Source organism: Streptomyces sp. HUAS 15-9, from assembly GCF_025642155.1.
Taxonomy (GTDB): domain Bacteria; phylum Actinomycetota; class Actinomycetes; order Streptomycetales; family Streptomycetaceae; genus Streptomyces.
Map to the genome: position 1 here is coordinate 8,105,492 of NZ_CP106798.1, position 21,490 is coordinate 8,126,981.

20 protein-coding genes are annotated in these 21,490 nt (G+C 71.5%); 9 read left to right on the top strand and 11 right to left on the bottom strand.

Annotated elements, in window-relative coordinates; genetic code table 11:
- Nucleotides 1-52: 52 nt before the first annotated feature.
- A complete protein-coding gene (locus tag N8I87_RS36925; RefSeq protein WP_263215201.1) occupies nt 53-1,969 on the top strand; it encodes a collagenase in 1,917 nt (638 codons plus the stop codon).
- A gap of 73 nt (nt 1,970-2,042) precedes the next feature.
- Here N8I87_RS36925 and N8I87_RS36930 read toward each other — a convergent pair whose 3' ends face one another.
- Nucleotides 2,043-3,437, bottom strand: coding sequence for a hypothetical protein (locus N8I87_RS36930; RefSeq protein ID WP_263215202.1), 1,395 nt, complete (start codon nt 3,435-3,437; stop codon nt 2,043-2,045).
- Nucleotides 3,438-3,550: 113 nt separating this feature from the next.
- On the opposite strand from N8I87_RS36930, the gene N8I87_RS36935 reads away from it, so the two are divergent.
- Nucleotides 3,551-4,780, top strand: a complete 1,230-nt coding sequence (locus N8I87_RS36935; protein ID WP_263215203.1) for a molybdopterin-dependent oxidoreductase — start codon at nt 3,551-3,553, stop codon at nt 4,778-4,780.
- Nucleotides 4,777-5,235: a hypothetical protein gene (locus N8I87_RS36940; protein WP_263215204.1), complete on the top strand. Its 459-nt coding sequence runs from the start codon at nt 4,777-4,779 to the stop codon at nt 5,233-5,235. Before N8I87_RS36935 ends, N8I87_RS36940 begins: the two co-directional genes overlap by 4 nt.
- 22 nt (nt 5,236-5,257) lie before the next feature.
- Here N8I87_RS36940 and N8I87_RS36945 read toward each other — a convergent pair whose 3' ends face one another.
- Both N8I87_RS36945 and N8I87_RS36950 read right to left on the bottom strand, forming a co-directional pair.
- Nucleotides 5,258-5,875: a TIGR04282 family arsenosugar biosynthesis glycosyltransferase gene (locus tag N8I87_RS36945; protein WP_263215205.1), complete on the bottom strand. Its 618-nt coding sequence runs from the start codon at nt 5,873-5,875 to the stop codon at nt 5,258-5,260.
- Nucleotides 5,872-6,579, bottom strand: coding sequence for a glycosyltransferase family 2 protein (locus tag N8I87_RS36950; RefSeq protein WP_263215206.1), 708 nt, complete (start codon nt 6,577-6,579; stop codon nt 5,872-5,874). The genes N8I87_RS36945 and N8I87_RS36950 overlap by 4 nt, the downstream gene beginning before the upstream one ends.
- A 115-nt stretch (nt 6,580-6,694) precedes the next feature.
- On the opposite strand from N8I87_RS36950, the gene N8I87_RS36955 reads away from it, so the two are divergent.
- On the top strand, nt 6,695-7,441 hold the full coding sequence (locus N8I87_RS36955; RefSeq protein WP_263215207.1) for a response regulator transcription factor: 747 nt from the start codon (nt 6,695-6,697) through the stop codon (nt 7,439-7,441).
- Between the two features lie 2 nt (nt 7,442-7,443).
- A complete protein-coding gene (locus tag N8I87_RS36960; RefSeq protein WP_263215208.1) occupies nt 7,444-8,550 on the top strand; it encodes a sensor histidine kinase in 1,107 nt (368 codons plus the stop codon).
- A gap of 243 nt (nt 8,551-8,793) precedes the next feature.
- Here the strand turns inward: N8I87_RS36960 and N8I87_RS36965 are convergent, their stop codons facing one another.
- The 8 genes from N8I87_RS36965 to N8I87_RS37000 form a co-directional block, all read right to left on the bottom strand.
- On the bottom strand, nt 8,794-9,810 hold the full coding sequence (locus tag N8I87_RS36965; RefSeq protein WP_263215209.1) for an NAD-dependent epimerase/dehydratase family protein: 1,017 nt from the start codon (nt 9,808-9,810) through the stop codon (nt 8,794-8,796).
- Between the two features lie 96 nt (nt 9,811-9,906).
- Entirely contained in the window at nt 9,907-10,521 is a 615-nt protein-coding gene (locus N8I87_RS36970; protein ID WP_263215210.1) for a GTP-binding protein, read from the bottom strand.
- A gap of 32 nt (nt 10,522-10,553) precedes the next feature.
- A complete protein-coding gene (locus tag N8I87_RS36975; protein ID WP_263215211.1) occupies nt 10,554-10,913 on the bottom strand; it encodes a DUF742 domain-containing protein in 360 nt (119 codons plus the stop codon).
- A gap of 1 nt (nt 10,914) precedes the next feature.
- Nucleotides 10,915-11,343 (bottom strand): roadblock/LC7 domain-containing protein, encoded by a 429-nt coding sequence (locus N8I87_RS36980; protein ID WP_263215212.1) that lies wholly within the window; start codon nt 11,341-11,343, stop codon nt 10,915-10,917.
- Nucleotide 11,344: 1 nt separating this feature from the next.
- Nucleotides 11,345-13,771 (bottom strand): sensor histidine kinase, encoded by a 2,427-nt coding sequence (locus N8I87_RS36985; protein ID WP_263215213.1) that lies wholly within the window; start codon nt 13,769-13,771, stop codon nt 11,345-11,347.
- 71 nt (nt 13,772-13,842) lie between these two features.
- Nucleotides 13,843-14,856: a substrate-binding domain-containing protein gene (locus N8I87_RS36990; RefSeq protein ID WP_263215214.1), complete on the bottom strand. Its 1,014-nt coding sequence runs from the start codon at nt 14,854-14,856 to the stop codon at nt 13,843-13,845.
- Nucleotides 14,857-15,108: 252 nt separating this feature from the next.
- A complete protein-coding gene (locus N8I87_RS36995) occupies nt 15,109-16,719 on the bottom strand; it encodes a multicopper oxidase family protein (protein ID WP_263215215.1) in 1,611 nt (536 codons plus the stop codon).
- Nucleotides 16,720-16,795: 76 nt separating this feature from the next.
- Nucleotides 16,796-17,263, bottom strand: coding sequence for a hypothetical protein (locus tag N8I87_RS37000; protein ID WP_263215216.1), 468 nt, complete (start codon nt 17,261-17,263; stop codon nt 16,796-16,798).
- A 150-nt stretch (nt 17,264-17,413) separates the two neighbouring features.
- Here N8I87_RS37000 and N8I87_RS44140 point away from each other — a divergent pair, with 150 nt between their 5' ends.
- The 4 genes from N8I87_RS44140 to N8I87_RS37020 all read left to right on the top strand — a co-directional run bounded on the left by N8I87_RS44140 (nt 17,414) and on the right by N8I87_RS37020 (nt 21,483).
- On the top strand, nt 17,414-18,634 hold the full coding sequence (locus N8I87_RS44140) for an NUDIX hydrolase (protein WP_317633523.1): 1,221 nt from the start codon (nt 17,414-17,416) through the stop codon (nt 18,632-18,634).
- 152 nt (nt 18,635-18,786) lie between these two features.
- Nucleotides 18,787-19,608: a lysozyme gene (locus N8I87_RS37010; protein ID WP_263215217.1), complete on the top strand. Its 822-nt coding sequence runs from the start codon at nt 18,787-18,789 to the stop codon at nt 19,606-19,608.
- A 115-nt stretch (nt 19,609-19,723) separates the two neighbouring features.
- Nucleotides 19,724-20,758, top strand: coding sequence for a permease (locus tag N8I87_RS37015; RefSeq protein ID WP_263215218.1), 1,035 nt, complete (start codon nt 19,724-19,726; stop codon nt 20,756-20,758).
- Nucleotides 20,755-21,483, top strand: coding sequence for a TIGR03943 family putative permease subunit (locus N8I87_RS37020; RefSeq protein ID WP_263215219.1), 729 nt, complete (start codon nt 20,755-20,757; stop codon nt 21,481-21,483). The genes N8I87_RS37015 and N8I87_RS37020 overlap by 4 nt, the downstream gene beginning before the upstream one ends.
- Nucleotides 21,484-21,490: the final 7 nt, after the last annotated feature.

The window sequence follows — 21,490 nt, forward strand, 5'->3', positions numbered from 1 at the left end:
GACACGCCTCACCAACCCCCATAGAGGCGCATCCATCCGTGGAGGAGCCCAGATGCGCTATCGCTCCGCGCTGCCCGGACGCAAGGCCGGCGTTCTCGCCGTCTTCGTCACCCTGGCCGGCCTGTTGTCGACGCCGGCTCTCGCGGCGCCCCCCGCCCCGGCCGACGGCACCGCAGTCACCGCCCCGCACAGGCCGACGGCGCCCCCGCCGCCGACCGGCTCGACCGTCCGCACCGCCGACCGTCCCGCCGTACGGGAACGGCGGCTCAGCCCCGCCCAGTTGCCACCTCTGCGGCCGGCGCCCGACCGTCCGCGAACCACCGAGAAGGCGGCTTCGTGCACACCCGCCGACTTCGGCGGCAGAACCGGTGCCGCACTTGTCGCGCTGGTCAAGACCTCGACCACGGACTGCGTCAACACCCTGTTCGCGGTGACCGGTTCGGCCGCGCACGATGTCTTCCGCCAGCCCCAGATGGTCACCGTCGCGAACGCCTTCACCCGCGCCGCACGCACCTACCGTGGTGACAACACGGACCGCGTGTGGCAACTCGTCCTGTTCCTGCGCGCCGGCTACTACGTGCAGTTCAACCACCCGACCGACGTCGGCCCCTACGGCCCGCGCCTGACCTCGGCCACCACGAGCGGGCTGGACGCCTTCTTCGCCCGCCGGCACTCGCGGGACGTCACCGCGGCCAACGGCGATGTGCTGGGCGAGGTCGTCATCCTCACCGACAGCGCCGACCAGCAGGCCCGCTATCTGAGCGTCTACCAGCGGATGCTCCAGGACTACGACAGCTCCTACGACGACATCGCCGCCATGGTCGCGGCCGTCAACGACGTCTACACCCCTCTCTGGCGCGGCAATTGGAACCCGGAGTACGTCGACGCGGTCGCCGCGGACCCGAGCGTCGTCGAGACCCTCGACACCTTCGCGCACGACCACCTCGACCTGCTCGGCACCGACCGCGCCTACCTGGACTCCAACGCCGGGATGAACCTCGCCCGCTATGTCGAGCACCCGGCGCTGCAGGCGATGGTCCGGCCCCTGGCCAAGGACCTGCTGGACACCTCGGCGATCACCGGCCCGACGGCCGGGCTGTGGGTCGCGGTGGCGACGCAGGCGGACGCCTACGACCGCGCCAACTGCTCGTACTACGGCGTGTGCGACCTGCCCGGCCTGCTGACCAGGGCCGCCCTGCCGATCACCCACACCTGCGACTCCGCGCACACCATCCGCGCGCAGTCGCTCACCGCGGCCGACCTCGACGCCGCCTGCGCCAGCGTGCTGGGCCAGGACGCCTACTTCCACGGCCTGGTCAAGGACGACGGACCCATACCCGGCCAGTATGTGTCGACCATCCACCTCGTCGTCTTCGCCGGCCGGGCCGACTACCAGACCTATGCCGGGGCGATCTACGGCGTCAGCACGGACAACGGCGGCATCACCCTGGAAGGAGACCCGTCCGACCCGGCCAACCAGCCGCTTTCGATCATGTACCAGAAGGACTACGACAACGGCTTCCCGGCCCGGATATGGAACCTCAACCACGAGTACACGCACTTCCTCGACGCCCGTGACGACATGATGGGCGACTTCGACCGGCAGACGTCGGTCCCGGACGTCTGGTGGATCGAGGGCCTGGCCGAGTACGCCTCCTACGGCTACCGCGGAATCACCGACGACCAGGCGGTCACCGAGGCGGGCAAGCACACCTACCGGCTGAGCACGCTGTTCCAGAACACCTACGCCAACAGCGATGTGACCCGCACCTATCCATGGGGCTATCTGGCGGCCCGCTATATGTTCGAGAAGCACCCGGCGGACATCCAGAGCATGCTCGCCCGCTTCCGGGTGGGTGACTACCAGGGCGGATACGACGTCTACGCCACCGGCATCGGCACCCGCTACGACGGCGACTTCGACCAGTGGCTCACGGCGTGCGCGAGCGGCGCCTGCGCCACTCCGTAGTCCGATCGCCGCGGACAGCGGCGGCGACCGGAAGGTTGCCGCCGCATCGTCCGCGCTCGCCACTGATGATCCATCACCAACCCGTGAACAGCAGATGGTTGATGAGCAGGGCCAGGACAGCCTGCGCGGTGAGCCAGGCCCGCGGACCGGTGAGGAGCGCGCACGAGGGCAGCAGCCACAGGGCGAACGGCAGCCAGATGCGTTCCGTCTCCGCCTTGCTCATGCCGGAGAGGTCGGCGACGAGCAGTGCCGCCAGCGCACTGAACACGAGCAGGGCGAGGCGCGCGGCGGCCGGGTCGGCCGGGTCGGCCACGTCGGCGGTTTTCCGTGACCGACGGGGCAGCAGGGCGGTGCGGTCGCGGACGAGAGCGGAACCGGCCCGGCCGAGACCGGCCGCGGTCGCGAATCCGATGGTCAGCACGGCGCAGGCCAGGTTCGCCCAGACCCAGTAGCCGTAGGGACGGATGCCGCCGACCCCTTGGTAGTAGCGCGTGACCAGCAGCCGGTACCCCGCCCACCAGTCGAAGCCGGCGAGGGTGAACAGCAGCGGCACCACGGCGAGGCCCGCCAGGAGGAACGGCAGCCCTCGGAGAAGGTGATGGGCCCGGACCCGGCCGAGCAGCACCACCGTGGCACCGATCAGCGCGAACAGCGTCAGGCCGTACGAGAGATAGCAGGTCAGACCGAACAGCAGCCCCGCGCCGAACGTGGCCGCGGCCCGCGCACCGGCCCCCGACCGCCCGGCCACCGCCACCGCGAGCAGCGCGACGGACCAGGCGGCCACGGCCGCGAAGTATCCGTCGGCGGACGTCCCGACCCACACCGCGGCCGGTGCCAGCACCAGGAACGGCGCGGCCCGCCGGGCGAGTTCCCGTCCCGCCAGCAGCCCCACCGTCACCAGCACGGCCGCACAGGCGGTGGTGCTGACGGTGATGCACCAGGCTCCCGCCCAGCCCCCGCCCCGCAGACCGACGTGGTCGAGCAGAACGAAGGTCACCGTCGCGGCCGGGGGGTGGCCGGCGATATGGGCGGGCCAGGGCGCGGGCGACTGGGCCAGGATGTGGTGGGTGAAGTCGCGCAGGGTGCCCGGGATGTCGTCGAAGCGGTCGACGACCCGGAGGTACTCATTGGTGGTGGTGAGCCGGCCCGCGACGCCCCGGTGCCAGCCGTCGACCAGCGCCAGCGACCAGGTCCAGGCGAGCGAGGCGCCCCAGGCCGCCGCGAGCAGCGCCCGCCACGGCAGCCGCAGGGCGAGACGCGGACCGTATGCGATCACGGCCACCGCCACGACCAGGGCTGCCGGGGTGCCCGGCCCCACATGGGGGTCCCAGTCGGCGAACAGCGGCGGCCAGTGGACGAACAGGGTGCGATGGGAGTCCTGGATGTGGCGGCCGACGACGACGGCCGCCAGGACGAGCAGGGCGGCGGCCGCGACGGCACACAGGTCGCGGAGGTGGGCGCGGGTCACAGCGGAACGCTAGGCCGAAAGGCGGCCGTGATGTCGGCGCATGGGCCGGACGTCAGCGTTTCGTCAGGGGTTGCGCGCCCGGTGCGGGGGTACTCCCGCCCTACGGTCTGATCATGCGCGACCAACGGCTCCCCACCTCGCCCGGCTTCTGGCGCAGCGCCGTGCGCGGCCCCTGGTTCACCTCCGTGCTCGGCGTCGTCCTGCTCGCGGGCATCACCGTGCTGTTCGTGACCGGGCTCGTCTCGTACGCCTCGTACAACCCGGACCTGTCGCCCGTGAACGACACGACCCCCGACAAGGGCATCCTCGGCTTCTACCTCTTCTCCTGGCCGACGAGCCCGCACTGGCTCTACCGGTTCACCCAGGGTGTGCACGTCACCCTCGGGCTCACCCTGATCCCGGTCCTGCTGGCCAAGCTCTGGTCGGTCGTGCCGAAGCTGTTCACGCTGCCGCCGGCCCGCTCCGTGGCCCACGCGCTGGAGCGGATCTCCTTGCTACTGCTGGTCGGAGGCGCGCTGTTCGAGTTCACGACGGGCGTCCTCAACATCCAGCTCGACTACGTCTTTCCCGGCTCCTTCTACCCCCTGCACTTCTACGGCGCCTGGGTCTTCTTCGCGGCCTTCGTCGCGCACGCCCTGCTCAAACTGCCCACGGCCGTACGGACCCTGCGCGGGCGGCGGGAGGAGAGCGAGCTGGTATCGCCACGGCCCGGTCCCCCCACCGTCTCCCGGCGTGGCGCGCTGTGGTTCGTCGGCGGCGGCTCCCTGCTCCTGTTCGCGACCAGCGCCGGCCGCAACTTCGACCAGCCGCTGCGCGCGACCGCCCTGCTCGCACCGCACGGCTGGGCCGACCCGGGTAGCGGCCCCGGCGGCTTCCAGATCAACAAGACGGCCGCGTACGCGCACATCACCACGGCGGAGACGAGCGAAGACACCTGGCGCCTCGTGGTCACCGGCCGCACCGGAACCGTCCGGCTCGGCCGCGCCGAACTGGCCCGGCTGCCCCTGCACAGCTCCGCGCTGCCCATCGCCTGCGTCGAGGGCTGGTCCACCGGCGACCAGTGGTGGCGCGGAGTGCGTCTGCGCGACCTCGCGGCCCTCGTCGGACACGACGGCCGTCCACCGGACGTATTCGTCGAGTCCCTGCAGCGACACGGCGCGTTCCGCAAGGCCGCGCTGCGCGCCAACCAGGTGGCGGACCCGCGCTCACTGCTCGCCCTGTACGCCAACGGCGAGGACCTGACCCTCGACCACGGCTACCCGGCGCGGATCATCGTCCCCGCGGCGCCCGGTGTCCTCAACACCAAGTGGGTGGCCCGGATGACCTTCGGAAACCTCGGATGATCCGCCCGGTCCCCCTCGGTAGCCCGCTGCAACTCCTGCTGCTCGGCTGCTCGTTCGCGCTGGCCGGATACGCCGGGGTGCGCCTGCTGGCGGGTGACTGGCTCGGCGTGACGCTGTGGTTCGTCGGCGCGGCACTGCTGCACGACCTGGTGCTGCTGCCGCTGTACTCGTCGGCCGACCGTGCCGTCGTACGGGGGCTGGACGCGACGGACCACCGGGAACGGGCGATGTACGTCCGGATCCCGGCGGCCCTGTCCCTGCTCCTGCTCCTGATGTGGTTCCCCCTGATCAGCGGTCGGATGGACAGCACCTACCAGCTGGCCGCCGGCCTCTCGGCGGACGGCTTCCTGACCCGCTGGCTGCTGATCACCGCCGTACTGTTCGGCGGCTCGGCATCGCTGCTGGTGCTGCGACTGCGCAGGGCCGCGAAGCACCGGTCGCCAGGGACCCACTGAGCACCGAGTTCGAGTGCGGTGCTCAGCGGCCCGTGACCGCCGTCAGCCGGGCGAGCCGGGCCGCGAACCGGCCGTACGGTGCCGCGGCGGCGACGGCCTGTGCGTCGGCGGCGGTGTCGACGTCGCGCAGCCGGGGCAGGTCGCGCACCCGTAGGCCCGCGGTGACCAGCCGCTCCCGCTGGACGGCGCCGGTCACCGGCGTCGACATGGGTACGCCCCGCAGCAGTCCGGGCTCGGGCTCGGCCAGCCCCAGCGCCCAGAACCCGCCGTCCTCGGCGGGACCGAAGTACGCGTCGCAGCCGGCGAAGTCCACCGTGAGCAGATCCGGGGTCACCTGTGGTGTGTCCATGCCGATGAGCAGGGCCGGGCCGTCGCACCGGGCGAAGGCGGCGGCCAGCCGCTCGTCCAGCCCGCCCGCGCACTGCGGTACGACCTCGAAGCCGGGCGGCAGCCAGGGGCCGGGCGCCCCGTCCAGGACGAGGACGCGCCGGGCGGCGGGAGTGGCCGCCACGGTGTGCAGGGTGTCCGCGAGGGCCGCCTCGGCGAGCGCTGCCGCCTGCCGGGCGGTGAACGGAGGCGTCAGCCGGGTCTTGACCCGTCCCGGAAGCGGCTCCTTGGCGATGACGAGGAGCGTGGTCACCGGGGGATCCCCTCTCGGACGGGCGGCTCGGCCAGGACGCGGCGCATGTCCCGTACCGCCTGCCAGGTGCCGCGCCAGGTGCCCGTCACCTTGGAGACGCCGGACCGCGGCAGATACGGCACGTCGTGCTCGGCGATGCGCCAGCCCGCGTCGGCGGCACGCACGACCATCTGCAGGGGGTAGCCGTTGCGCCGGTCGGTCAGGGCGAGGGCCAGCAGTCCTTCGCGGCGGGCGGCGCGCAGCGGGCCGAGGTCGTGCAGGCGCAGTCCGGTGCGGCGGCGCAGTATCAGTGTCAGCGCGAGGTTGCCCACGCGGGCGTGCGGCGGCCACGTGCCCCGGCTCTGCGGCCGCCGTCGGCCGAGCACCAGGTCCGCCTCGCCGGTGCACACCTCGCCGACGAAGGGCGCCAGCAGCGAGGGGTCGAGCGAGGCGTCGCAGTCGCAGAAGCACACGATGTCCGCGGTGGCGGCGGCCAGGCCCGCGTGGCAGGCGGAGCCGAACCCGCGCCGGGGTTCGTGCACCACGGTCGCGCCCAGCGCGCGGGCGATGTCCGCCGAGCCGTCGGTGGAGCCGTTGTCCACGACGAGTGCGCGCCAGCCCCGCGGAATCCGGGCGAGAACCCAGGGAAGGGCCTCGGCCTCGTTGAGACAGGGCAGGACAACGTCGACGTCCGGGGAGAAGGGAGAGGTCGTCACGGCCTTCACCCTACGAATGCAAATGGCGCATATCGGGCATCCACTGCTTACGAAACACGGACGTCCGGGGCCGGACCGCCCTGGTGGGCCGCACGGGCGGCCGGGGTGGTGCGAGGCTGGACGCATGCAGCAGCCGTACGAAGCCGATGAGCCGACGACCGCAGGCAGGCGGTCGGGCGAGGGCGCCCGCGTCCTGGTCGTTGAGGACGATCCCACCGTCGCCGAGGTCGTCTTCGGCTATCTGGACCGCGCGGGCTTTGCCGTGGACCGGGCCCCGGACGGGCCGTCGGCGCTCGCCCGGGCGGGCGCGCACTGGCCGGACCTGGTGGTCCTGGACCTGATGCTGCCCGGCATGGACGGCCTGGAGGTGTGCCGCCGGCTGCGCGGACACGGCCCGGTGCCGGTGATCATGCTCACCGCGCGTGGCGACGAGGACGATCGCATCCTGGGCCTGGAGGTGGGGGCGGACGACTACGTCACCAAACCCTTCAGCCCCCGCGAACTGGTCCTCAGGGTGGAGTCGGTGCTGCGGCGCACCCGCCCCGGCGCCGGGACGGGCCCGCTCGGCGCGGCCGGCCTCCAGGTCGACCCCGGCGCCCGCCGCGCCACCAAGAACGGCGTCGAACTCGCCCTCACACTCCGCGAGTTCGACCTGCTCGCCTTCTTCCTGCGCCATCCCGGCCGGGCCTACAGCCGCGAGGATCTGATGCGCGAGGTGTGGGGCTGGGACTTCGGTGATCTGTCCACGGTCACCGTCCATGTCCGCCGGCTGCGCGGCAAGGTCGAGGACGACCCGGCGAGCCCCCGCCTCATCCAGACCGTGTGGGGCGTCGGCTACCGCTTCGACGCCGGTGGAATGGAAGGGAGTTGATCGTGCGGGACGCCCTCCTCATCGCTCTGTACGCTTTCCTCGGCGCCGCCGCGACCGGCTTGGCCGGAGCGCTCGTCCTGCGGCTCATCCGCAAACGGTCCTTCACCGCCTCGCTCACCGTGGTGGCCTCCGTCGCGGTGTTCGCGATGCTCGCCGGGACCCTGGCCGTGGCGGAGGCGATGTTCCTGTCGGCGCACGACCTGAGTGTCGTGACGACGGTCGTCGCGATGGCGGCCGTCGTCTCCCTCGTCACCGCGCTGCTGCTCGGCCGCTGGGTCGTCGCCCGCAGCCGTGAACTCCAGCTCGCCGCCCGCTCCTTCGGCGACGACGGCGACTTCGCCGCCCCCGACGCTCCGGCGACCGCCGAACTCGCCGCCCTGAGCCGGGAACTGGCGGCCACCAGCGCACGGCTCGCCGAGTCCCGCGACCGCGAGCGCGCCCTGGAGGCCTCCCGCCGCGACCTGGTCGCCTGGATCTCGCACGACCTGCGCACTCCGCTGGCCGGCCTGCGGGCCATGGCGGAGGCCCTCGAGGACGGCGTGGCCGCCGACCCGGACCGCTACTTCAAGCAGATCCGCACCGAGGTGGAACGGCTCAACGACATGGTCGGCGACCTGTTCGAACTCTCCCGCATCCACGCCGGCACCCTGGCCCTGTCACCGTCCCGGATCTCCCTGTACGACCTGGTCGGCGACGCCCTCGCGGGAGCCGATCCGCTCGCCCGCGAACTCGGGGTACGGCTCGTCGGCGACCGCGTCGAACCCGTGCCCGTCGAAGTGGACGGCAAGGAGATGAGCCGGGTGCTGGGCAACCTCCTGGTCAACGCGATCCGGCGGACACCGGCCGACGGGACGGTCGCGGTGGCCGCCGAACGCTGTCCGGACGGTGTCGTGGTGTCGGTGTCCGACGGCTGCGGCGGTATTCCGGAGGAGGACCTGCCACGGGTCTTCGACACCGGCTGGCGCGGCACGCACGCGCGGACCCCGCCCGCGGGTGCGGGCCTGGGCCTGGCCATCGTCCGCGGTATCGTCGAGGCCCACCAGGGCCGGGCCGCCGTGCACAACATCCCGGGCGGCTGCCGCTTCGAGGTGACTCTGCCCGTGGCGTAGGCCTGTCCGGCGGATCATGCCGGCGCGACGTCTGGCACGCCCTCCCGCATGCTCTTCGAGCAGGAGTCCCCCATCGCGTCGACTCCCTCCTCCGCCTTGCAGCTGGACGCTCCCCCAAGTGCTCGGCTTCGCTCGCGCAAGGGGTACCCCCACGCCCCCGCTCACCCGCGCCGATCGGATGCCGCTTCTTTCCTGCGACCTGATCCGCCGGACAGGCCCTGGCGATGACGCCCCGCGCGACGGTCACCGTGCGCCGGGCTCCTTCCCGCGCAGCCGCGCCCGGGCGAACTCGCGCATCCCCGCCTCGAACCCGACCTCGGGCTTCCAGCCCAGCGCGGCCCGCAGCCGCGACGAGTCCGCCGTGATGTGCCGTACGTCGCCCAGCCGGTACTCCCCGGTGACGACGGGTTCGGGGCCGCCGTACGCGACGGTCAGTGCCCGCGCCATCTCGCCGACGGTGTGCGGCTCCCCGCTGCCCGTGTTGTACGCGGTGAGCGCGCCGGCGGCCGAATCCACCTCCAGCGCCGCCACATTGGCCGCCGCCACGTCCCGTACGTGTACGAAGTCCCGCCGCTGGCGCCCGTCCTCGAAGACCCGCGGAGCCTCGCCCCGGGCCAGCGCGGACCGGAAGAAGGAGGCCACCCCTGCGTACGGGGTGTCCCGGGGCATCCCGGGCCCGTACACGTTGTGGTAGCGCAGCGACACGGCAGACCCGCCCGTCGCCCTCGCCCAGGCGGCCGCCAGATGCTCCTGGGCGAGCTTGGTCGAGGCGTACACGTTCCGCGGGTCGACAGGGGCGTCCTCACCGACCAGCCCGGGGGACAGCGCCTGACCGCACCTGGGGCACACCGGCTCGAAGCGCCCCGCGTCCAGGTCGGCCACGGCCCGCGCGCCGGGTCGCACGACCCCGTGCCGAGGGCACTCGTAGCGGCCCTCCCCGTAGACCACCATCGACCCGGCCAGCACCAGGTGCCGTACCCCCGCGTCCGCCATGGCGGTGAGCAGTACGGCGGTGCCCAGGTCGTTGCGGGAGACGTACTCCGCCGCATCGGCGAAGCCCAGGCCCAGACCGACCATGGCCGCCTGGTGGCAGACGGCGTCGACGCCGGACAGGGCGCGGGTGACCGAAGCCCCGTCACGCACGTCGCCGCCCGCGTCCGACCGCACGTCGAACACCACGGGCTCGTGCCCGCGCGCCGCCAGCGCCTCGACGACATGGGACCCGATGAACCCGGCACCGCCGGTGACCAGTACACGCATACCCACACGCTAGGTCCGCACCACCACCGGCCGACACGAGCGCGCCCGGCACGTCACCGCTCCGTAAGAAGGCCCTGGCCCGCGTCCGCGCTCCCCTCAGCTGTTCCCGCCCGCCCGGACGGCCGCGGCGATCAGCCGGTCGATCAGGGCGATCAGCACGTCACGCGACGACTCACGCTCCCGCGCGTCGCACAGCAGCACCGGGGTGTCCTCGGGCAGTGCCAGGGCGTCCCGGACCTCCTCGGGCGTGTACGGGTGGAGCCCGTCAAAGCCGTTGACGCCGACCACGAACGGGATGTGCCGCCGCTCGAAGAAGTCGATGGCGGCGAAGCTGGCCCGCGGCCGGCGGACATCGACCAGCACCACGGCACCCAGCGCCCCCACCGCCAGGTCGTTCCACATGAACCAGAACCGCTGCTGCCCGGGGGTGCCGAACAGGTACAGCACCAGATCGCTGCCAATGGTGATCCGGCCGAAGTCCAGGGCCACCGTGGTGGACCGTTTCGCCTCGATCCCGTCGAGGTCGTCGACGTCGAGGCCCGCGGTGGTGAGCGGTTCCTCGGTGCGCAGGGGGACGATCTCGCTGACCGACCCGACCATGGTGGTCTTGCCGACACCGAATCCCCCCGCGATCAGGATCTTGACGGTGTCGGGGGCGGCGACCGCCCCGGCGGCGGAGCCGGGGCCCGTCCGGCGGATCTGGCTGGCCATGAGTGGCGGTGCCCTTTCGTCTTCGGTGGGTCTCACAGGTGCCCGAGGCCGTCCCGCACCTTCTGCAGCAGTTCCAGATCGGGTTCCGCGTGGCAGAGGGGGTGCGGTGGGTGGGCGGTGATCCGGCCGGACTCCAGCAGGTCGCAGAGCAGGATGACGACGACGCTCATGGGCAGGTCGAGGCGGGCGGCGAGTTCGGCGACGGCGACCGGCCGAGCGCACTGCCGCAGGATGCGGGTGTGCTCGGGCTGCAGCCGGTCGGCCCACGCGGGCTGCGGGTCCACCGCGGTCACCGTCGTGATCAGCGTGAAGTCGGCGCGGCTGGGCCGGGTCCGTCCGCCGGTCAGGGTGAACGGCCGTACGAGACGGCCCGCCGCGTCGCCCCCGCTCACCTCACTCGCCGTGTTCGGACACGACGAGGCCCGTGCGCGGTGCCGCGCTGAGGTGTTCGCCGATCTTCTTCACCAGCATGTTCATCTGGTACGCCACCACACCCACGTCGGCGCCCTGGCTGGTGAGGACGACGAGATGGGCGCCGGGTCCGGCGGCGGTCATGATCAGATAGCTGTTGGCCATCTCGATGAGGGCCTGGCGCACCGGGCCGCCGCGGAAGTCCATGCTGACGCCCTTGCTGAGGCTCATCAGGCCGGACGCGGTCGCGGCCAGGCGTTCGGCGTCGTCGCGCAGGAACCCGGTGGACTTGCTGACCACGAGTCCGTCCTCGGACAGGACGACGGCGTGGTTCACCTCGGCGACCCGGTCGACGAGTCCGGTGAGCAGTTGGTCGAGCTGGGTGTGCGTGGCGGGGGTGGGGCGGGTCATGTCAGCGTCCTTCATGAACGGTCGGCGGGCTGAGTCGAGGGGCGGGGTCCGGCTGCTCGGGCGGTGCCGGGAGCTCGGCTGTGGCGGGGACGTCCACCTCCGGGTCCTGTGGTGCGGTTTCCTCTGCCAGGTCGTACTGCGGATCCTTCTCTGCCTGGTCGTACTGCGGATCCCCCTCCTCGTCACGCGCCTTGTGCGTGCCGCGCTGGAAGCCGGCCAACGACGAGGCGGCGTGTTCCGCGGTGAAGTCGTCCGGGAAGCCTTCCTCCCCGGCCGGCGCCGACTCCTCGCGCAGCTCGGGCACCAGGCTCGTCTGGGGCACGCGGCGCGGCAGCGGGTCGGGGCCACCGGAACGGCCGGTCCCGTCGGACCCGGGCGGCTCCTCGCGGGCGTCGGCGGTCCGGGCCGGCTTCGCCTGCCGCGCTCGCTGGGGGAGGGGCGCCTCGGTCTCCTTCTCACCCGCCGTCTCGTCCGTGGCGTCCGGCGCGGGCGGGGCGGGAGTCTCCCGTACGACGATGTCGTGCGGGACGAGGACGATCGCCGTGGTGCCGCCGAACGGCGACGGGCGCAGGGTGACGGCGATGCCGTGCCGGGTGGCGAGCCGGGCAATCACGAACATGCCGAGGCGAAGGTCGTCGGCCAGGGCCACGACGTCGAACTTGGGCTCCACCGCCAACTGGGCGTTGAGCGAGGCGTAGTCCTCCTCGGACATGCCGAGCCCGCGGTCCTCGACCTCGATGGCCAAGCCCTTGGCCACCATCGCCGCGCGCACCTCGACGGGGCTGGGCGCGGGGGAGTACACGGTCGCGTTGTCGATGAGTTCGGCCAGCAGATGGATCACGTCCGCGACCGCGGGCGGGGCGAGGCTCACCTCCTCGTCGGTGCGCACGTCCACCCGCTGGTACTCGGCGACCTCGCCGACGGCGCTGCGCAGGATGTCGACCAGCGCGACCGGTTCGGTCCAGCTGCGTCCGGGCCGCTCACCGCTGATGACGACGAGGTTCTCCTCGTAGCGGCGCAACTGGCTCGCGGTGGAGTCGAGTTCGTACAGGCCCTTGAGGACGTCCGGGTCGGTGTGCTGCCGTTCCAGCTGGTCGAGCCTGCTGAGCTGAAGGTTGACCAGGTTCTGGCTCTGCCGGGCGATGCCGAGGATGACCTTCTGGAAGCCGCGCCGGATGTCGGCGAGTTCGACCGCGGTGTGCACGGCCGTGCGCTGTGCGGTGTTGAACGCCTCGGCCACCTGGCCGAGTTCGTCCTCGCCGTAGTCCAGCGGCGGTGTCGCCAGCTCCACGTCGACCCGCTCGCCGCGGTCCAGCCGGGCGACGACGTCGGGCAGCCGGTCCTCGGCCAGGCCGAGGGTGGCCATCCTGAGACCGTGCAGCCGCCGGGACAGCGAGCGGGTGATGCGCCAGGACATGCCGACGCACAGCAGCAGCGCGACGAGTCCGCCGACGCTCAGCCAGGCAGCGGTGACCAGCAGGTCGTGCGCCCTTTCGGCGCTCTGGTGGAGCAGGTCGGTCGTCCGCTGCCGGATGAGGGCCGAGTACGCGTCGGAGACCTTGATCAGCGCGACACGCCACTGCTTCTGCACGTCCGGCAGGGCGATCCTGTGGTCCTTGCCCATGGTCGCGCGGGCCGCGAGCACCTTGGCCTCGATGGACTCCAGCGTCTTCCAGTCGGCGCTCTGCAGGATCCGCTCGGTCTGCCGCTTGGCGTCACCGGTGAGCGAGGGGACGATCTGGTCCTGCACAAGCCAGCGGCGGGCGTTCACCAACTGCGCGAACTCGGCCCAGGTCTTCTCGTCCATGGACCCTGCGGGCCCGGCCAGGGTGAGCTGTGTGTCCTCCTCGGACACCAGCTCGGCCGCGTGCTCCAGGGCGACCAGCGGACCGGCCTGCGAGGTGAGGTCGCCGTCGTCGACCTGGGAGAGCTCCTGGAAGCCCTGGATCTGGTCCTCGATGATCGAGGTGTACTGGCCCAGCGACTGTGCGGCGGTGATGTCGGTGGGGTCGTCCACCTGGCCGCGGTAGTACTCCAGGCTGCTCACCGAGGCGACGACCGAGTACAGCCGGTCCTTGACACGGGCCGGCGCCTTCTTGATCGCGTCGGCCCGGCCGACCAGCTTGGCGACCGCCGCGTCGGTCCTCTTCCGCTGGGCGTCCAGTGCGGCCCGGGAACCGTGCCCCGAGGCCACCCATACGGCCGACAGACTGCGCTCCTGCTGCAGGGCGAGCGTGGCCTCGGTGCCCATGGCCCCGGTGGACCTGCTCAGCTGCGTCTGCGAGCGCAGCCGAAGTCCTTCGGAGAGCATCTGTGTCGTCGTCACGCCCCACATGGCTGCAAGGGTGACGCTCGGCACGAGCGCCAGCAGGATCAGGGAGAGACGTATGGAGCCGAGACGGCGCCGGGCACCTGTCCGTGGAGACATCGTCGTCCTAGAGAGCGGTCAGCGGGTCGGGGAAGTGCGCGCGGAGCGCGGCGGGTCGGGGGCCGGCCCGGTCAACGTGTGCCATTGGCGGCGTACTTGGCCACTGCCGCCACGTTCGTCCTGGTCACGAATGCGGGGCCGGTGAGCACGGGGGCCACTCCGCCACCGCTGACATTGCCGTTGGTCCGGTACAGCCACAGTGAGTCAACGGCCAGATAGCCCTGGAGATACGGCTGTTGGTCCACGGCGAACTGCACGTCCCCGCTCCGCACGGCCTTGACCAGGTCCTTGTTGACGTCGAAGGTCGCGATGTGCGCCCTGCTGCCCGCCTGCTTCACGGAGTTCACCGCGGCGAGTGCGAACTGGGCGCCGTTGGTGACGACTTCGTCGATGCTCGGGTCCTGCCGCAGCCGGAACGCGATGGAGTCGGTCACGGCTGACAGGTCGGTGCCGTCCACATAGAGCATGTCGGTGCGGCCGGTGAACGTCTTCTTCACTCCGGCGCAGCGCGCTTCCAGGGCGATATTGCCGCGCTCGTGGATGACGCACAGGGCGTGTCCGGCCTTGAGGCCGTCCAGCTTGTCGCCGACAGCCCGGCCCGCGACGCTCTCGTCCTGGCCGAAGTACTCCAGGACTCCCTCAGACTTCCACACATCTATACCGGAGTTGAGGGCCACCACCGGTATGCCCGCCGCCCTTGCCTCGCCGATCGGGCCCTTCATCGCCTCCGGCTTGGCCAGGGTCACCGCGATGCCGTCGGCCTTGTCCCGGATCGCGTCCCGCACCAGTTCGGCCTGTCCGGCGGCGTCCAGGTCGCCGGCATAGGTCAGTTCGACGTTGTCCTTGGCCGCGGCGGCCTCCGCGCCCTTGCGCACCAGGTCCCAGAAGGTGTCACCCCGGTCGCCGTGGCTGACCAGGGTGATCTTGATCCGGGCGGTGCCCGCCCTGCCGGCGCTCGGCTCCGACCGTGTGCCGTCGGATCCGGAGCAGCCGGATATGAGCAGACAGGTGACGACCAGCACCGCGGCCGGTATGCGGCCGTGCTCCGGTCTGCGGTGGGCTGGACTCGGGGGAGGAGTGTTCATGAGGGTGCGGCACCTCGCTGTGCGGCCGTGCATGAGGGGGGATGGATCGCGACGCGGCACATATGTGTGCCGACCGGCGACTCTCCTGGCCGGAGCCAATCGTGTGTGACCGCAGGTAGTCAAGTGAGCGATCAGCGTTAGTACGTTGTCGCTGCCGCATCGTGACGATCCGGGCGGTGCGCGCGAGTTGTACGGGCGCGACCTGGGCCGCCGCTCCCTGGTGGGGAGCGGCGGTCGGGCGTGGCGGCGCGGTTATGCGCGGTAGCCGAGGACCGTCATCATGCCACTTTCCGAGTGGTACTGGTTGTGGCAGTGGAGCATCCAGAGGCCGGGATTGTCGGCGTCGAAGTCGACGACGAGTTTGCGGTGGGGAAGCACGATCGAGGTGTCCTTGCGGGCTCCGGCGTCCCAGAGGGCGGCGAGGGCGAAGGTGTGGCCGTGCAGATGCAGGGGGTGCCACATATCAGTGGCGTTGACGATGGTGAGCCGGACGCGTTCGCCCTGACGGACGGGGTGGCGTTGGGTGACCGAGTAGGGCTTGTGGTCGAAACCCCAGTCGTACCGTTTCATGTTGCCGGTGAGTCTGACGCGCAGTTCCCGGTCGGGCTCGCGTTTGCCGAGGTCCACGGACTCGTGCGGTCTCATACGGCGGGCGGGTACCAGTTCTCCGTCGAGTTCGGCGGGGTGGACATTGGCCGGCGGAACGGTTCTTCCCTTGCCGGTGCGCAGCAGGGCGATGCCCTGGCCGTTCTTGCCCTCGGCGAGGGCGACGAACGGGAAGACGCCGTCCTTCACGGTGACCAGGACGTCGTAGCGCTCGGCCATGCCCACGATGAGCGCGTCGGTGCGCTTGTGCTCGATCGGGTAGCCGTCGGTGTGGGTGACGGTCATGCTGTGGCCGCCGAGTGCGACGCGGAAGGCGGTTTCGGAGCCCGCGTTGACGATCCGGAGCCGGATGCGGTCGCCGGGCTTGGCCTTGAACACGGACGGAGCCGAGGGCACGCGTCCGTTGATGAGGTAGTGGGGGTAGGCGACACTGCCGCCCTCGCTGTGCAGGATGCGGCTGAAGGAGTGGTGGAGGAGGCGGGAGGGACCGCTGCCCTCGGGTCCCGCATGTCCGTGTTCGGCACCCCTGGCCACGCCCATGCCTTCCATCGTCACGTGCTTGCCCGGGGGGATGAGCTGCGACAGGACGTTGTCGGGGGTGGAGCCGCGGACGCCGTCGAGCCAGTCGTCCAGGACGATCAGCCACTCCTTGTCGTAGGCGAGGGGCTCCTTGGGGTCGTCGATGATGAGGGGGGCGTACAGGCCGCGGTCGGGCTGCATTCCGACGTGGGAGTGCAGCAGGTACGTGCCCGGGTGGCTGGCGGTGAACCGGTAGGTGAAGTCCGTTCCGGCCGGGATGGGCGGCTGGGTCAGGTCGGGCACGCCGTCCATGTCGCAGCGCAGGCGCACGCCGTGGGAGTGGAGGGTGGTCGTGGTCGGCAGGCGGTTGGCCAGGGTGAGGCTGAGGACGTCCCCGGCGGTGAGACGGACCAGCGGCCCGGGCAGGGTGTCGGCGTAACCCCAGGTGTTCACCCTTCGTCCGCCCAGGTCCACGGTCACCGGTTCGGCGGTGAACTTGTACGTGCGCACAGGGCCTGACCCGCGCCTTCGCTCGGTGGCGCGGACCTCGGGACCCGAGGGCAGGACATAGCCCTTGGGACCTTTGGGGACGAAACCGCCGCTGTCCACGCCTGCCCCGTTACCGAGGTGGGGTCTGGTTTGCGGGTCCGGGCCGGATTCGGTGCAGCCGGCGAGTACTCCCAAGCCGACGGCCGCGATCGGGGCACGGAGCAAGGTACGGCGCGAAGGTGTGTGCATGACTGAATAACACACGTTTTGTGGTGATATGTCCGTTAACCGGGGGCGACTCGTTCGGTGGTGTCGGCCGCCGCGGTCAGTCCCACAGGGGAACGGTCATGACCCGGTTGTAGCCCTCCGGCCGGGTGTCGGTGTACGTGAGGCTCATCCGCGTGAAGTGCTCCACCCGCGGGTCCCTCTTCCAGGTCTCCGGTCGCTCCAGCCGGATGACCACCGGGTATCCGTGGAACGTACCCGCCGCGCAGTACGGCTTGCAGTCGTTCACCACGTTCACACCCACGGCCGTCGCCGACGTCGGGCCCCACTGCGACCAGTGCATCGCGACCAGCCGGCTGTTGCCGTCTCCGCAGGCCAGGATGAAGTTCACGGGCTGCGTGTTCGAGCGGAACGTGCAGTCGACGAGCACCGGGGCCGACTGCTGCGCCACCACCCGCGGGGCAGCCTGTGCCGATGCGGGCGGGGTGGCGGAGGCCGTTGTCATCGACGCTGTGAGCAGCGTGCCCGCCCCGAGAATGATCGCTGTGTACACCGCTGGTCTTGCCATCGTCGCTCCCGGTAGTGGGCGATCGCCTCTGTATCGACGCTACGACCGTCCCGGCCGATGCACCACTCGCACGGAGTAATGGGCGCCGATGCGGCGCCTCGTGCATGATCGGTCCGTAGACGGCGGCACGGAGTGTACGGGGGCATGGGCATGGCGGCACGGACATACGGCTATGTCGGACCCGGTGATCTGAGGGGGCTCGTGCGGCCGGGCGGAGAAGGCGAGGGCATTCGCTGCGCGGCGGACTTCGCCCGATGGGTGTCGGCGCGTGACGCGGCGGAACTGGCCGAGCCGTTCACCTTCGTGGTCGATGCCGAGGGCGTACTGCGCCTGGCGCCGCGCCGCGGCGAGCATGTGGTCTGCGCCGGAGGCGGGCCGGTGCTGAGCGCCGGCGAGATGAGCTTTTGCCAGGACTCCGGACGGTGGGCGGTCGACGAGGTCAGCAACCAGTCGACCGGCTACTGCCCGGACGCCGGCTCATGGCAGGCCGTCGCGGACGCCCTGGACCGGGCCGGGCTCGTCCGTCCCCGTGGCTTCACGCACGAGGTGGTCTTCCGCCGCTGTGTGTCGTGCGGACAGGTCAATGTCGTACGCGAGGACCACTTCGTCTGCGTCCTGTGCGACACGGACCTGCCGCCCGAGTGGAACGTCGCCCCGACGGAGCTCTACGACGCGCCCGCGATCAGCTTCGTCGAGGGCGAGGCGCCCCCGCTGTCGGCCGGCGTCCGGCTGGTCATGGACCGTGTCTGGGACGAGGCGGTCCGGGCCGACCCGAACCTCTTCGACGGTCCGGCCGTGGCCTGCACGGGTCTGCGGCAGGAGGCGGGGAGCCTCGTGCTGTCCTGGGCGAGGGCCACGTACCGGTACCGCGGCCTGCGCCGGATACCGGAGGCGCCCTCGGTGTCCTCGGTGTTCGTCGCCCTGGCGCAGCCGACGGACGACGGACGTCTCCTGGTGGGCCGTATGTCCGCCTCGACGGCCGCCCCGGGGCGGCTGCAGTTGCCCGGCGGTTCGATGGAGCCGCCGCCGCACGGCGAGCCGCTCGACGTGGCCGCGCTCCGTGCCCATGCCGCCCGGGAACTGGTCGAGGAGACGGGCCTCGACACACCGCCCGAGGACCTGACCCTCTGGCTGGTCACCCGCGGTGAGCGCGGAAACGTCGGTTTCCTGTTCCGCGCTCCGTCCCGGCCGGCCGGACTGCTGCACCGGCGCTTCGCGGCTCTGGCCGCCGCGGAGACGGCACACGGGCGTGAGCCCGAGCTGGACCGGATCGTCCTGGTCGGCTCCGAGGCCGAACTGGCCGGACTCGGCGGACCTCAGGTGGACTACCTGGGCCCGGTCGTGCGGCGGTTCATGGATCGACCCGGGTGAGCGGTGCCGCGCCGTCCTTCGGGTAACCCCGGAGGTCACTCGATCGGAGCCATCCGGCCCCGATTGCCCTCCGTTGGGCGGCGCTTGGCGTGCGGCGGCCGCCGGCCGCGGGTCAGATGGTCTGCGTGCAACGATCATCCATACACACAGCCATGGCCACAGCCACACGTGCCCGCCGCACCCGTCTTGCCGCGGCCGCCGTCCCGTCCGCCGTTCTGGCGCTGCTCGTGCCGTCGGCGGCCGTACCCGCCTCGGCCGACGGCACCCCGGTGCGCGGCTCTGCCCATATGGGCATGGGAGTCATGACCCACGACGGCAGCAGCGGAACGCCCGGCGACGCGCGCGCCGGTCAGACCGAAGGTGTCGACGTCGCCAGCTACCAGGGTGACGTCGCCTGGTCGAAGCTGTGGAGCAGCGGGGTCAAGTGGGCCTACACCAAGGCGAGCGAAGGCACCTACTACACCAACCCCTCCTTCTCCGACCAGTACAACGGCTCGCGGAAGGTCGGCATGATCCGCGGCGCGTACCACTTCGCCACGCCCGACACCGGCACCGGCGCCTCCCAGGCCGACTACTTCGTCGACCACGGCGGCGGCTGGAAGGACGACGGCACCACGCTGCCCGGTGTGCTCGACATCGAATGGAACCCCTACGGCGACGACTGCTACGGCAAGTCGCCGAGCGCGATGGTCACATGGATCCGTAACTTCCTGAACCGGTACAAGTCCCGCACCGGCCGCAACGCCGTGATCTACACCGCCACCAGCTGGTGGAACACCTGCACCGGCAGCTACGGCGGCTTCGCGGCGACCAACCCCCTGTGGGTCGCGCGCTACGCCTCCTCCGTCGGGGAACTGCCGGCGGGCTGGTCGACGCACACGATGTGGCAGTACACCTCCACCGGGGAGCTCGTGGGCGACCGCGACAGGTTCAACGGATCCACGGACCGGCTGAAAGAGCTGGCCGCCGGCTGAACGGCCCGTCAACGCCCGTTCCGCGATGCTCCGTTCGCGCCCGGCGGCGTGTGCGCGCAGCACCGGCCGTCCTCGTCGCTTATGTTCAGCCACGGATCCGATATTTGGAGTGAAAATGCCAAAAACGGATGAACTGGTTGATGCGGCGGGAGGGGTGGCGGTCGTACCCGTCAGCCCACCACGACGGCGGCTGCTCCCGCGGCCCTACGTCGCCGGGGCCGCGACAGCGGCCGGCGCGGTGGCGGTGGCGTTCGCGCTCGCCGGAACCCAGTGGCTCAACCACCCCGCAGTTGAGGCCTGGCGCACCGTCTGCCTGGCCATCACCGTCCAGGCACTGCCGTTCCTGCTGCTGGGCACGGTGCTGTCAGGCGCGATCAACGCCTTCGTACCGGCCGACCTGTTCACCAGGGCGCTGCCCCGGCGCCCGGCCCTCGCCGTTCCGGTGGCCGGGGTGGCCGGAGCGGTCCTGCCGGGCTGTGAATGTGCCTCGGTACCCGTCGCGAACAGCCTGATCCGGCGGGGTGTCACTCCGGCCGCGGCCTTCGCCTTCCTGCTTTCCGCCCCCGCGATCAACCCGGTGGTGCTGACCGCCACCGCCGTGGCCTTCCCGGGCAGCCCCGCGATGGTCGCCGCCCGGATGCTCGCCTCGCTCGTCACCGCCGCGCTGATGGGCTGGCTGTGGCTCTGGCTGGGCAAGGAGAAATGGCTGCGTCCGGCCGTCCGGTACTCGGGCCACCGGCACGGTCACAGCCGCTGGACCGAGTTCCGGCTCGGCTTCCAGCACGACTTCCTGCACGCCGGCGGCTTCCTCGTCCTCGGTGCCATGGCCGCGGCCACCTTCAACGTCCTGGTGCCGCGCTCGGTCCTCGACGCGTTCTCCGGCTCGCCCTGGCTCTCGGTGCTCTTCCTGGCCGCGCTCGCCGTCCTCCTGGCGGTGTGCTCGGAGGCCGACGCCTTCGTCGCGGCTTCGCTCACCGGCTTCTCGCCGACCGCCCGCCTCGTGTTCATGGTCGTCGGCCCGATGGTCGACCTGAAACTGATCGCCCTTCAGGCGGGCACCTTCGGCCGTGCCTTCGCCTGGCGCTTCTCCACGGCGACCACCGTGGTGGCGATCGCAGCAGGCGTCCTGATCGGAGGCGTACTGCTGTGAAACGCCACGCCCAGACAGCGCTGCTGGTGCTGACCGGCCTCGGCCTGCTGCACGCCGCCCTGTTCACCGACCTGTACCTGCGCTACGTCAAAGAAGGTCTGCGCCCGCTGCTCATCGCCTCCGGCGTACTGCTCACCCTCCTGGGCCTCGCGAGCGCGGCCCTGGACCGCGGGCGCGAGGAACACGCCGGTCACGCACACGGCCACGACCACTCCACCGCACCTCGCATCGCCTGGCTGCTCTTCCTCCCCGCCGTGAGCCTTCTGCTCTACGCCCCGCCCGCCCTGGGTGCCTACACCGCGGCTCACTCGAACAACAAGGCGGTCAAGGCGCAGAAGCGGTTCGACCCCCTGCCCGCCGCCTCACCCCTGCCCATGACGCTCACGGACTTCACCAGCCGCGTCCAGCAGGACCGCACCCTCGCCATCAAGGGCCGCAGCGTCCGGCTGACCGGCTTCGCCTCCCCGGCCGGGCCGGGCGGCGGCTGGTATCTGACCCGGATCATCTTCACCTGCTGCGCCGCCGACTCGCAGACGGTCAAGGTCCGCGTGTACGGGACCCCGGCCCCGCCCGCCAACAGCTGGCTGGCGGTGACCGGCACATGGCACCCCAAGGGCACCCTCGGTACGAGAACCGCGGAAGCGGCCCTCGACGTACGCCGGCTCCAGCCCATGGCCCAGCCGGTCAACGCGTTCACGGACGACCTTCCTCTCACCCCGTCGTAGCCCCTGC

Bases quoted from the DNA above. Each gene is read 5' to 3' on its own strand.
- N8I87_RS37010 (WP_263215217.1), top strand. From the start codon at position 18,787: ATGGCCACAGCCACACGTGCCCGCCGCACCCGTCTTGCCGCGGCCGCC.
- N8I87_RS36990 (WP_263215214.1), bottom strand. From the start codon at position 14,856: ATGAACACTCCTCCCCCGAGTCCAGCCCACCGCAGACCGGAGCACGGC.
- N8I87_RS36955 (WP_263215207.1), top strand. From the start codon at position 6,695: ATGCAGCAGCCGTACGAAGCCGATGAGCCGACGACCGCAGGCAGGCGG.
- N8I87_RS36980 (WP_263215212.1), bottom strand. From the start codon at position 11,343: ATGACCCGCCCCACCCCCGCCACGCACACCCAGCTCGACCAACTGCTC.
- N8I87_RS36965 (WP_263215209.1), bottom strand. From the start codon at position 9,810: ATGCGTGTACTGGTCACCGGCGGTGCCGGGTTCATCGGGTCCCATGTC.
- N8I87_RS37015 (WP_263215218.1), top strand. From the start codon at position 19,724: ATGCCAAAAACGGATGAACTGGTTGATGCGGCGGGAGGGGTGGCGGTC.
- N8I87_RS37000 (WP_263215216.1), bottom strand. From the start codon at position 17,263: ATGGCAAGACCAGCGGTGTACACAGCGATCATTCTCGGGGCGGGCACG.
- N8I87_RS36995 (WP_263215215.1), bottom strand. From the start codon at position 16,719: ATGCACACACCTTCGCGCCGTACCTTGCTCCGTGCCCCGATCGCGGCC.
- N8I87_RS36985 (WP_263215213.1), bottom strand. From the start codon at position 13,771: ATGTCTCCACGGACAGGTGCCCGGCGCCGTCTCGGCTCCATACGTCTC.
- N8I87_RS36935 (WP_263215203.1), top strand. From the start codon at position 3,551: ATGCGCGACCAACGGCTCCCCACCTCGCCCGGCTTCTGGCGCAGCGCC.
- N8I87_RS36925 (WP_263215201.1), top strand. From the start codon at position 53: ATGCGCTATCGCTCCGCGCTGCCCGGACGCAAGGCCGGCGTTCTCGCC.
- N8I87_RS44140 (WP_317633523.1), top strand. From the start codon at position 17,414: ATGGCGGCACGGACATACGGCTATGTCGGACCCGGTGATCTGAGGGGG.
- N8I87_RS36940 (WP_263215204.1), top strand. From the start codon at position 4,777: ATGATCCGCCCGGTCCCCCTCGGTAGCCCGCTGCAACTCCTGCTGCTC.
- N8I87_RS36970 (WP_263215210.1), bottom strand. From the start codon at position 10,521: ATGGCCAGCCAGATCCGCCGGACGGGCCCCGGCTCCGCCGCCGGGGCG.